The organism is Bradyrhizobium sp. JR4.3 (assembly GCF_040547695.1).
GTDB classification, from domain to species: Bacteria; Pseudomonadota; Alphaproteobacteria; order Rhizobiales; family Xanthobacteraceae; genus Bradyrhizobium; species Bradyrhizobium canariense.
Genome location: NZ_JBEPQF010000074.1, coordinates 1 through 10,914 on the forward strand (window position 1 = coordinate 1; position 10,914 = coordinate 10,914).

General features: G+C 58.5%; 10 protein-coding genes and 1 pseudogene. 8 read left to right on the plus strand and 3 right to left on the minus strand.

Annotated features, from left to right (window positions below):
• Positions 1–1,121: 1,121 nt before the first annotated feature.
• From ABIB91_RS41290 to ABIB91_RS41300, 3 genes are all read left to right on the plus strand, one after another.
• A complete protein-coding gene (locus ABIB91_RS41290) occupies positions 1,122–1,373 on the plus strand; it encodes a hypothetical protein (protein WP_354172880.1) in 252 nt (83 codons plus the stop codon).
• Between the two features lie 291 nt (positions 1,374–1,664).
• The gene (locus tag ABIB91_RS41295; RefSeq protein WP_354172882.1) at positions 1,665–1,820 is read left to right on the plus strand and encodes a hypothetical protein; all 156 of its coding nucleotides are present in this window, start codon (positions 1,665–1,667) and stop codon (positions 1,818–1,820) included.
• A gap of 70 nt (positions 1,821–1,890) precedes the next feature.
• On the plus strand, positions 1,891–2,142 hold the full coding sequence (locus ABIB91_RS41300; RefSeq protein ID WP_354172884.1) for a hypothetical protein: 252 nt from the start codon (positions 1,891–1,893) through the stop codon (positions 2,140–2,142).
• Positions 2,143–2,455: 313 nt separating this feature from the next.
• Here ABIB91_RS41300 and ABIB91_RS41305 read toward each other — a convergent pair whose 3' ends face one another.
• Entirely contained in the window at positions 2,456–2,683 is a 228-nt protein-coding gene (locus ABIB91_RS41305) for a hypothetical protein (RefSeq protein WP_354172886.1), read from the minus strand.
• A gap of 926 nt (positions 2,684–3,609) precedes the next feature.
• On the opposite strand from ABIB91_RS41305, the gene ABIB91_RS41310 reads away from it, so the two are divergent.
• The 4 genes from ABIB91_RS41310 to ABIB91_RS41325 all read left to right on the plus strand — a co-directional run bounded on the left by ABIB91_RS41310 (position 3,610) and on the right by ABIB91_RS41325 (position 6,977).
• The gene (locus ABIB91_RS41310; protein ID WP_354236485.1) at positions 3,610–3,744 is read left to right on the plus strand and encodes a hypothetical protein; all 135 of its coding nucleotides are present in this window, start codon (positions 3,610–3,612) and stop codon (positions 3,742–3,744) included.
• Between the two features lie 1,879 nt (positions 3,745–5,623).
• Complete coding sequence (locus ABIB91_RS41315) at positions 5,624–5,863, plus strand: hypothetical protein (RefSeq protein WP_354172890.1); 240 nt, start codon at positions 5,624–5,626, stop codon at positions 5,861–5,863.
• A 69-nt stretch (positions 5,864–5,932) separates the two neighbouring features.
• The gene (locus ABIB91_RS41320) at positions 5,933–6,133 is read left to right on the plus strand and encodes a hypothetical protein (protein ID WP_354172892.1); all 201 of its coding nucleotides are present in this window, start codon (positions 5,933–5,935) and stop codon (positions 6,131–6,133) included.
• A 292-nt stretch (positions 6,134–6,425) separates the two neighbouring features.
• The gene (locus tag ABIB91_RS41325) at positions 6,426–6,977 is read left to right on the plus strand and encodes a hypothetical protein (RefSeq protein WP_354172894.1); all 552 of its coding nucleotides are present in this window, start codon (positions 6,426–6,428) and stop codon (positions 6,975–6,977) included.
• Between the two features lie 26 nt (positions 6,978–7,003).
• Here ABIB91_RS41325 and ABIB91_RS41330 read toward each other — a convergent pair whose 3' ends face one another.
• Together ABIB91_RS41330 and ABIB91_RS41335 are read right to left on the minus strand one after the other, a co-directional pair.
• Complete coding sequence (locus ABIB91_RS41330; RefSeq protein WP_354172896.1) at positions 7,004–8,314, minus strand: adenylate/guanylate cyclase domain-containing protein; 1,311 nt, start codon at positions 8,312–8,314, stop codon at positions 7,004–7,006.
• 341 nt (positions 8,315–8,655) lie between these two features.
• Positions 8,656–10,087 (minus strand): annotated as a pseudogene (locus ABIB91_RS41335) (IS1182 family transposase).
• A 196-nt stretch (positions 10,088–10,283) separates the two neighbouring features.
• Here ABIB91_RS41335 and ABIB91_RS41340 point away from each other — a divergent pair.
• Positions 10,284–10,914: transposase (locus ABIB91_RS41340; protein WP_354172898.1), on the plus strand; the 631-nt coding region annotated here is incomplete at its 3' end.

Genomic DNA, 10,914 nt, shown 5'->3' on the forward strand with positions numbered 1-10,914 from the left:
AAACCTGACCCAACTCCTCATGCCGGCAACGACACTCCGGCCGCCTTCGTCGGAACAGGTGGCCGCCTTCGATCGGAATGCATGGTCGCGTTCAATCGGAATCCCTGGCCGCAATCCCCGGAATCCGCACCCGTTCCGCCATTCGCCGGTTGGACGAGATCGGCCTGAAGGCAAAGGGAAAATAAACAACTTCAACAAGGGACGGACCGATGAAGCGACTAGTCGGACTTTTCGCGCTGCTAATTGCCACTGGCGCGTTTGCTCAAACCGCTCCACCGAAAGCGGCCAAAAAGCCGCCTGCTCAGGCTAAGCTCCAGGCGCCGATTGGATGCAAGCTAGTCGGCACGGTCAGGGGGACCAAGATTTGGGCCGGCGATTGTGCAGCACAGTCAGATCTCAGGGGCAGCGCGCCCGCCGTCGAACCGACCCCGCCAGCAGAGCCGCCCGAAGCGCCCGCTAAACAATAGCGGCTTCCTTCATTTCCGCTCCTCCCCGGCGACTGGGGGAACTTGCCACAAAATTAGCTCTCGCTTCCGGCAGCTTACAGGCTCATCTCTCGGTAGAGGCTGCGATGCTCGCATTGGAATTGCCGCACTGGCTGATTGTTGCTGGCAGCGCCTTGGTGATTGCTGGACTCATAGGGCTGGGGCTTAGCCGAAACAAATAAGTTGAGAGCGCCCCCCTTGTACTTCCGGGGCACCACAGTTCATTGCGATCTGAAAGGGCCGAACATCGCCGCCCGCACCTACGGATCTGGGCTAAAATTCGATCCCTTTTCGGAATCTGCTTGGTGTACGTTGAGTCAAGCAGTTGAGTTGCCTATCGGCTAGTGAGGGAGCCATACAGGCGCTAGCAACTTTCGATTTGTCGTCGACGATTCTCGCGGCAATCTTCACAGGATTGGGCGTGTTGCTCAGATCGCTGTGGGATAGCTATATCGGATTCCAAGACAAGACCCGCTCGGAAAAATGGAAGATCGGCGTTGATCAGAAAGGGCGGCAGCTGTCTGAGTTCGTTTGGCCGCTGTATTTTCATCTGATCAAAGACGACAAGATTTGGGACAAGGTTTTTTTCGATCTTCGTCCAAGGCAGACCGCCCTTCACGTGATTGGATCAATCGAGTGCCGGCAGAAAAACGCTCCGAGCTGGGCAGGGAAATTGAAAACAAAGTATTCATTCCAAATCACGCTGCGGCGGTCGAGATCATTTCAACCAAGATGCATCTGGCGTGTGCCAAGGAAAATTTAGAGCAGCTCCTCCTCGAGTTTGTTCGTCACGTGGAGGTATATCGCGCAATAAAATCGGCCGGCCTGAATGATGTTGACCCGATTGACGTGGGTGACCCTACCCAAAGGGCCTCTGCGAAGCAGTGAAAAAGCAGCTCCTGATCCACCAAAAAGCATACGATCGACTGATCCACGATTGGCGGTTTGGCTCTAACGCGCCACAAGCTGGTGCACGCTGATAGTTGCAGGCTCACAGAGCAGTCTTGCGCTCGCCTCCGGCCCCGAGCCAAGCCGCCTGAGCCGCGGCGGGTCAAAGGCGCGTGTTGATCCACAGGACTGCAACCTTGGAGAAAACTGCCTCTAAGTCAGCGCGTCTGCATTTTCCGAATCGCCCGTGCGTGCTCGCTCTCGCATGGTGCTTCTAGTCGCGGGGGGCGCGTGAACCAGTTTTTCGCCGTGATGCTAAATGGTGACGGCCGTTTTTCTGACCGGCTGCTTGGGGTGGCAGCTTGGCGCATCTCCGAGGAAAAAGGCGCCGACGTTACGGGCCAGGTTCCGCACCATTCCTACAATGAACTTCCTCCAACAAACTGAAGGCCGGTGACAGCTTGCGCCAGCCTCTCGGTTAAGATTACCTAGAGAACACCAGTTTGGAGATCGTCGTATGGGGTACTTTGAAGATCTGCGGAAGGGTTCGAAATCGCACAGAGTGCGCGTGATCAATGATGAAATCTTCAGCATCGAACCGGTCAACGATACTCGGGATGCGCTCCGTGCTTTTCAGGACGTCGCAGATGAAACCATCGCCAATGAAGATTCGGAGTATCAGGTCAAACCGCACCCCCAACATCGGATCCACCTGCCAAACTGGAAAGGGCCAATCTACGATATCGTTGCAATAACGCGGATCGATTGACTGCTTGCCCTCCCCTTCTGGTTGCCGGTAGGGCTGGCCTATACTGCGCCATTGACTCGGTCGAAGAGCTACCCCCACTATCCGCAGTCCCCACAGACGCGATCCCCTACTTATGCCCATTCGTTTCGGCGTTTTACTTCTCGGAGCCATGCCCGTTGGCATGGGACTGAAAGGCGCGGTTCGCGGGTTCGCGGAGGTCCAGGGTACCGAATCGGGCTAGCTGGTTCCGACGTCGCTTCACCGGGTATTAGGCCGCAGCTCAATGCTGACCCGGACAGACCACCTACTGTCCGCTTCGGCTCTTCCTCAGTTCCTAGTACTGAGGTCGCTTGAGCAGCTCGGGCAACTTGGAGAATGCTTTGGCGAGCCGCCTCGCCTCATCACGGGTGAGGAACTGCTCGGCATACTGATACGCTCGGTCGTGAAGGTCTTGCCGGTGGACGAAGCAGCAGAGGGAGAAGCCGACGGCGTCCTTCACGCGAAAGCAGTCCGTCTCCTCTTCGATCGTCCACGGCGCTGGAAAGCGCCGAAGGTTGTCCATTACAGCCTGCGGTTTGCCGGAGTGCCCCGTATCGGCTTGCCCGAGACATAGGTCGGGCCTTCCTTTGCCGCCCGCACCTGCCGGTCGCGTTCAGCGCACAGGCCGTCAACCTTCACCAGCATCCGCGATAGGAGAGCTTCCGCCGAAGCGGCCCCAATCCCAGCTCTCTGAAGTTGGAGGATTTCCATGCGCTGTCGGCTGACCTGCGAGCGCATAAGCTCGATTTCCGAGCGGAGATATTCAAGCGATGGCATGACCAAACCTGGGAGTTTGCTCAATAGAACAGAACAAGAACTTTGAGTCAAGCACGCATGGCGCCTATGGGCATGAAGAACCTGCTCGACCGTCCAACCGCTCGATGAGAGAGTCGCGATGATCCTAGCAACCGTACTCACGATGGTATTGACCAGGAGAGGCTTGGTAGCGCTGGATTGCGCAGGCCGGCTCAGTGCTGCTCGGTGGCGCGGTGCTGTTAGTGCCGTTCGCCATGTGAGCGTAGGAGCACCCAGGGGGTGGGTCCCTTCCGAGTGGGACCCCTATCTCCAAAAATCCTCTCAGGCGGATTCCAAATCAATACACTCGAGGCCCGTCTGCTGCTCGGCTGGAGTGGCGCTCGGAGACCCGGGACTTCTCACGAAACTTGAGTCTCGGTAAGTATCACTGACCCGCGAGTGAAGCTCGAGCGTTTTGTGCCTCCGTCCGCTCTGCAACGAACTACGGACCTACCTCAGACATCGCACGACTTCTGAGATTGGGCCATCTTCGGACTCATGCACCTCAGCAACCAAACAGAGATTGTCGCGTTTAGGTTCGATGCTCCTGAACCAAGGAGGTTTTCATGTTCAGAAAGGTTCTTCTCGCATTCGTTGCTACTGCAGCCGTTGCGCTCGCGCCGGCGAGCGTCTCCGCGCGTGGCGGATTCGGAGGTGGTGGTTTTCATGGCGGCGGCTTTCATGGAGGCGGCTTTCATGGCGACGGCTTTCATGGCGGGTTCGGAGGAGGTGGTTGGCGCGGCGGAGGCTGGCGAGGCGGATATGGTGGCGCGCTCGCTGGGGGATTGATCGCGGGAGCCGTGATTGGAGGTATAGCGTCCTCCGCATATGCGTGGGGGCCGGACTATGGCTACTACGGTGGGTACTATCCGGGGCCCGGATATTATGGGTATCGCGGCTGTCCTCAACCGGGGTACGGCGAGTACTACAACTGTGGCGCCTATGCTGTGCCGGGGTACGGCGGGTATGCACCCGCGTACTACGGTTATGGGCGCGGGCCTTGGTGATATGCGAACGCGTCAACGTTCACGCGTTTGACCCGAGCGGCGACGATGCGCTGCTTCCAAAAAACCAAGTCTCTAGTCGCCCCCACGACAAACCAAGGCTCTAGTCGCCCCCACGACAAACCATTCACACCGACCCTCGTTGACCGTAGGAGCGCTTAGGCAGTCCCATCCGCGAGGCGGCTACCAGGGTGGCCCGAGTGCTCCCGAGCGAGTCAGCGGGGCTCTTAAGAGTCCTGAGGGACACATTGCCGGCGATGGTTGTGGAGCAAGCAGCCCCAGCGATGACCGTTGCATAGTCCCACGTTGATGTTGCCGGTGCACCTCGGTGGCATTTGCGGAGTGGCAGGCGCGATCGTGATGGGAAGCGCAGTGTTGATTGCGCGTTTCGTCATGTGAGCGCGGCAACCCGCTCTAAAAATGGGTCCCTTTATTTCACGGGACCGTATTGCCGAGCGGTTCCCAGGCGCATTTCAATTCCTCGCCCTTTAGGTCGAACGCTGCTCGGCTGGAGCGGCGTATGGAGACCCGGGACTTCTCAAGAAACTTGAGTGTCGGTAAGTACTACTGAGCCGCGAGGGTAACCGCAGACCTCAGGAGAGGCGTTGATGCAAGGTTATCGCTCGATCCTTCTTATCCAACGGTCATGGATCGCGCTGAAGCAGCGTGCCGCGCTTCAACACGCGGCGCGCCGAATGAGCGGCATCGCAGCCCGCCTCGAGGCTTTGACGCGCGCGATCTCGAAAGGTACGGCCAGCGGAGTACATTGAGCACTCCCGTTTCTTCTCCTTGAGGAAGTGGACGGACGATGCGGCCTTGGTCCAAAATGCCCTAGCCATGGAAGACGACTATTATTTTGTTTGGGTACTCGACCCTCGGGTAATGCCTGCCCCCAAGTTTGGGCGGGAGATCAGTTTGATCGGCCGGATTGGCAAGTCAGCCACGTCATAAGCAAGCGCCTCCTGAACGCAGCCGAACGTGCGATGCCGCTGGACCGCCTCGCCGCGTTGTACCCCTTCGCCTGAAGGGAGCGAGCCGACACCCTGAGGGAGTGAACGCTAGACCTGCCTCCTATGTGAGCAGGTAGCCTCAACTTTCGGCGAACGATAATATTCGCGTCGTGCTAGCTTTCCGCATTCCCGCACGGTTCGCGGAGGAAGCGGACCGGCTCTGACAAAGTGCGAAGTCCAATGCGGCTGAAAATGTGCGCTGTTTCATAAAAGTGCACAGACTGCCGGGCTAAAGTCATACACGCTTACTTCCCCTCGTACGTTGCGCCTGCACTATTTTTTGGCCTTTTCATTGTTTTGTGTTGGAGGCATTGATGAAGAGCTCTCGCGGTCTCCTTTTTGCCCAGCGGTTGAACGAACTCAATTCTCGGCTCTCAGAATTGGAAGAACTTCGAGCGCGGATCAAAGAAGCGGAGCGACGCGCCTGCGGTGCACCGACATTACGATCGACGCCAAAAATCCGAAGTCTCGCGCAGATCGATATCTGTCCTGACACTCGTCACGGGGCGCGTCCCGCTTCAATGCGACGGACGTCCTGAAGGGCGCGACCGGCGCCCTCATCGAGTGGCCGGATTCACCTATGGAAATGCTGGAACTGGAGAGGACTGCGACGCTAGCGGCCGTTCCAATCGTCCAAGTATTGCGGGTCGGTCCATGATTTCAGCCGATCAGTCGAACGAGAACACCGATGTCTCTAGGCAGTTGCCGATCGCGGGCAATTGGCACCTTCCCGAGTGGATTTGGGGAGTGAGCTTTTTCCTCAGCATCATGCTGGCGATGGCGGGATGGCTCTACGTGGTGGGCACGCTTTCCATCAAAGTTGTCTGGGCTAGCTTCCTAGCAGCCACGCGCCACGCGCCCCCGTTTGCCGTAAAGAATACTATTAAAATTTGACTGAAATTTTAGAACCTTCCTTCAGCGTCTTCGGGTACGCTGTTTGAGCATTCATCAGTGGAGGCACTCATGAGATATCTGCCCGACCATGGCCTGCCCCTTGTTCAACTCAAAGAGCGACGCCGCGAAATGGTCGTGGCGCTGCAGAGCCGCATCGGCCCGATCAGGGACGACGAACTGCAGAAGATTGCAGCAATACAGCAGACCATCTCCGCGTTCGAGGATGTCATCGCAGATCTGGACGCGGAATGCCTTGAACGGGCGGCCTGAGGCGAGCCAATCAGGCTTGTGCAGGTCCCGGATCTGGATAAGGATCATGCTGCTACCGGCTCGCGTATTGGGTGGCCGCCCCACCTTTTATTAGGACCATTGGCAGGCCGCCGTCATCCCAGGATGACGGCGGTTTGATTCAGCGGTGACGACTGCTAGCCTCGTAGCGCGAGCAGCTTCAATGCGGCGCAGCCGATCATTCCCCAAATCCCAAGGCTAATCAGCACCGCACGCTCGGGTGTTGGCTGTAGCGCGACAGCAACACTCAGGAAGTGAACAGCTGATACCAAGTATGCTGCACACCTTTCGACGGTGTTTGTTCTCGGCGTGCACGCGCAATAACCCCGCCGTGACCGACGACTTCACCATGCGCCGCACCGTGATCGGCGGCCAAAACGCGCCCGACGATTCCGACGTGATCTGGGACGAGCTTTCGATCTGGCGGATCTTCCGTGGCGTCGGCGGCATCGACGGCTGGTCGTGGGCCGTGATCCTGCCGAACGTCCCCAGCGCAGCGAGCACCGCGGCGGCGCCGCCAGCCTCAACGAGGCCAAAGGCCGCTTCCGATCGGCACGAGGCGGTGCGGATCCAACGACAATTGCAAAGTTGCGGGCTCGCTATGACACGGAACAGCTATCGGCGCTCAGAAGCCAGGCGATTTCCACTCCAACGGCCTGAAAACGCAATTACTGTCGGCTCCCAAAATGTCTCGTTTGGGTCATTCGCGTCGGTTGGCCGGATCATGCGCGACTTCCGGTCTACCCCGGTGAACGGACATTCTCAGGATAGGCGGGCATGGCTCAAACGGGCCAAAAGTGGACATCGGGTGAGCGTCTCAGCCTAGAGCGCAATCGGCGCCCTAGAACTAATTCAGGTGATGGCTGCAAATAGGCGCATCGGCTCGGCAAGACCCTTAAGCTCGGCCGGTCCCTGATCAACGAACTTGAGGCCAGCACCTGCGACTAGGTCTCTTACCGTGCCCGAAGCGAGAACTTCGCTCGCTTTCGCATGCTGAGCTACCCGTGCTGCGATATGCACAGCGATGCCACCCACATCGTCGCCCATCATTTCAACCTCACCGGTATGGACGCCGGCCCGTACTTCGAGATCGAGCGGCCGCACCGCGCTGACGATCCTCTGGGCGCAGCGGACAGCGCGCGCCGGGCCGTCGAACAGGGCCAGAAATCCGTCGCCTGTCGTTTTAACTTCCCGTCCGCGATGCCGCTCTAGTTCCGAACGCACTGCCGCATGATGCGCTTCCAGAATTGAACGCCATTGCCTGTCGCCCACCAACGCTGCTCTCCTTGTCGAATCAACGATATCGGTGAACAGCACAGTCGAGAGTACGCGATCAAACTCGACGGCAGTAGCGGAAACCCCCATGAATTGTCTGATCTCCTCGACAATCCGATCCTGATCTCCTGACCAAGCGAGGTGATCGTCACCCGGGAGTTCGATGTAGCGCGCGTGAGGAATTCTTTCTCCAAGCTCGCGCCCGGCGAGTGCACGAATGCGCACATCGTCGCGCCGATGCATGACTAGGGTAGGAACCCGAATCGAGGGTAGGATGGCCGTTACGTCGATCTCGCGGTTCATACGCATCAGGTTGATAACATCAGACGGGCTGGCCGCCGAGCGCTCGAACTTGGCGAAGCGCTCCATGGCCCCGCGAACTGCGGCAGCTGACGGGGAGAAACTTGGCAGACTTTTGCCGGTACCCCAATTGGACCGGATATCGCGCTCCAATCCCACAAAATCGTCAAACGGAACGGAGGCGCCCACCGTGCGCGCATACGTGCCGAACAGGATGAGACCGGCGACCCGTTCAGGATAAGTCGCCGCAAACAAGATCGACATCGGCCCGCCTTCCGAGACACCGAACAAGTACGCCCTCTTAGAACCCGCGGCGTCGAGGACGGCGCGGATATCGTCGATCCTTTCATCGAGGTGCGGGACGCCGACGCCACGATCGCTGAGACCCGTGCCGCGTTTGTCGAATCGGATCAGTCGCGAGAACGAGCCGAGGTCGTTAAGAAAACGCGCGGCGTTGGGATTCTCCCACGACAGCTCCAGATGGGACACAAAACCCGGCGTCATGAGCAAATCCGGACCGTCCTGTCCGGATATTTGGTAAGCGACGAAGACCTCGCCGCTGGTCACATAGCGCGTCTCGACAACCATCGCTTCCCGCCGGTCTGGGTCACTTGGTAGCCTACGGCTAAAGGCCAAGCAGTGCAATTGAGCGCCGAGACGCTCGTGGTCGTGAGGCCATGGCCTCAGGCTGCCCTTGTTCGCTGAGGGTCGCGGCGCATCTTAGTCAAAACCTTTCGGAGGTCAGCTTTGGGTCTTGGTCGTGTAAAAACGCTGTTCCATGACGCGGACCGGCGCGGTCGAACTCAGGCTATCGCGGTCCGATCAATTTGGGCAAGTTTTACGGCCGCTCGACCAGAACTCATCCTGAGGCAATGTCGGGGCTCTTTTACGCGCCCCATGAACCGCAACGGCGCGCGGCAACGCCCGTATCACGCCCTCACCGCCGCCAGCAGCGGTTTCATCCCGACGATGTTCAGCACGCGTGTCAGATTGTAGCCGAGCACGCACAGCGCCATCTCGGTCGCAACTTTCGGCAGCGTCACGCACAAGAAGTGCGTCGCGCCCATGCGCATCTTCAGTGTGCCGAACGGATGCTCGACGGTCTCGCGGCGTGTGCGCATGGCGTTTGGATTCTTGTCAAGCCGCGCCTGAGCGCGTTCGAGAACGTCCTCGTGCACCCATACGGCGTTGTGGGCTCGGCGTGCACTTCGATTTGAGTGGACAGGTTTTGCAGGCGTTCGTCCGATGGTTGCGCAGCTTCTGGCCGTCTTCGTCGTTGGTATAATAATATTTGAGTTTCTCACCGGCAGGGCAGCGATAAACATCCTCATTTGGCAGATAAAGCAAAGTCCTGTTTGCCGAAGCGTCCCGAAGCCTTCGCACCCGATGTCATCGGCTTGGGCAAAGTCACCGTGATGCCAGATTGCTCGCACGCCACGATTTCTTCACCCTTGAAGTAGCCGCGATCGGCGACAACATCGAGCGTGTCGGCCTCAAGAACGGCTTTGGCTTGCCGGGCTATGTTTGCAAGTTGCGACCGGTCTGAGCCGCTTGTTGTCACCTCGTGCGCGACGATCAGATGGCTTTCTGTATCGACCGCCGTCTGCACGTTGTAGCCGACGACGCCAGAACCACGGCCGCTCGTGGCCATCGAACGGCTGTCGGGATCAGTGAACGATATCTGCTGATCGGGCGACGCCAGAACCTGTTTTTCAATCGCTGCGAGTTTCGCCATTTCAACGGTCAGATTTTTGAGCCGTTCTTTGATCCGCGTCTTTTTTAACTCCAGTGTTTCCGACGGCTCCTGCCGGTCGGCGGTATCGAGCTGAGCGAGATAGCGCGCAACACTCTCCTCCAATTGCGTGCGCCGCCGCTCGACTTTGCCGCGCGTGAAGTTCTTATCGCGATTATTGACTGCTTTGAATTTGCTGCCGTCGATCGCAACGCTGGCTGTCGCGAGCAAGCCCATCTTGCGGCACACCTCGACGAAGCGCGCGCAGACCTTTTTGATGCCGGGACCATTGTCCTTGCGGAAATCGGCAATCGTTTTGTGATCGGGCGCAAGCCTGGCGAGCAGCCACATCACTTCGACGTTGCGGCCAGCTTTACGCTCAAGCGGCGGCTCGAATGGACACGGTTGAGATAACCGTAAATGTAGAGCCCTAAGAGCGCGGCCGGATAATACGACGGCCTACCTGTGCCGGCAGGCTCAACGCCACCGAACCCAAGTTCAGCCAGATCGAGGGCTGCAACGAAGGCGTCGATCACGCGAACCGGATTGTCATCTGCAACCCAGTCGTCCAGGCATTCCGGCAACAAAGTAGATCGCCCGCGATCAGCTCCTTGAACGAAACGAGCCATGCCAGCCCCCGCCGATTCAGTGCGGGAATCATAGCAGGCACGGCGTTTTCACACAGCCAGGGTCGCGTCACAAGCTGCCCTGATGGCAGGGAAATGCCGCTTCCGGTCTGCACTGGATTGTGTTGCAAAACTCCGGTTGAGACGACTCGCGAACCGTGATTCCGTTGGTGTGAGGCGGCATTTGCGGGAGCAGCGGATGTTAGGTCGGCAGGAGAGCGGTCAGGGCCAGTTCTTTTACTCCTTTGATCTCGACAAGGTGGTGCCGTTTGATCACCTGGTACGGCAAATCGACGGTTTTCTGGACCTGAGTTGGGTGCACAACGAGCTCGCTCCATTCTACTCCCACACTGGCCGGCCTTCGATTGATCCGGTGCTCATGATCCGGATGCTGGTCTTGGGCTACGTATTTGCACTTCGTTCCGAGCGTCGGCTCTGCGCCGAGGTCCAGGTCAATCTGGCTTATAGATGGTTTTGCAAGCTCGGCATCGAGGGTCATATCCCTGATCACTCTGTGTTTTGCCGGGCGCGGCGCGAACGCTTCCGTGAGAGCGATGCCTTACGCCGGGTTTTTGAACGTGTAGTGGCGCTGTGTATTTCGGCGGGGCTGGTCGGAGGCGAAGCGTTCTCAGTCGATGCGAGCCTGATCAAGGCCGATGTGAACAAGACTAGGCGACTTCCCGGCGACCAGCCTATTACCTGGCCAAAGGCGGAGGAAGCATCCCATGCGGTGCTCGAGTACATCGCAGCGCTTGATGCCGCCAATAGCGATAAGGACGGCGATGAAGACGGCGGCGGTTCAAGTGAAGGCAGCCGTCGCCGCAAGCCTC

Bases quoted from the DNA above. Each gene is read 5' to 3' on its own strand.
- ABIB91_RS41300 (WP_354172884.1), top strand. From the start codon at position 1,891: ATGGGGTACTTTGAAGATCTGCGGAAGGGTTCGAAATCGCACAGAGTG.
- ABIB91_RS41305 (WP_354172886.1), bottom strand. From the start codon at position 2,683: ATGGACAACCTTCGGCGCTTTCCAGCGCCGTGGACGATCGAAGAGGAG.
- ABIB91_RS41315 (WP_354172890.1), top strand. From the start codon at position 5,624: ATGATTTCAGCCGATCAGTCGAACGAGAACACCGATGTCTCTAGGCAG.
- ABIB91_RS41320 (WP_354172892.1), top strand. From the start codon at position 5,933: ATGAGATATCTGCCCGACCATGGCCTGCCCCTTGTTCAACTCAAAGAG.
- ABIB91_RS41325 (WP_354172894.1), top strand. From the start codon at position 6,426: ATGCTGCACACCTTTCGACGGTGTTTGTTCTCGGCGTGCACGCGCAAT.
- ABIB91_RS41330 (WP_354172896.1), bottom strand. From the start codon at position 8,314: ATGGTTGTCGAGACGCGCTATGTGACCAGCGGCGAGGTCTTCGTCGCT.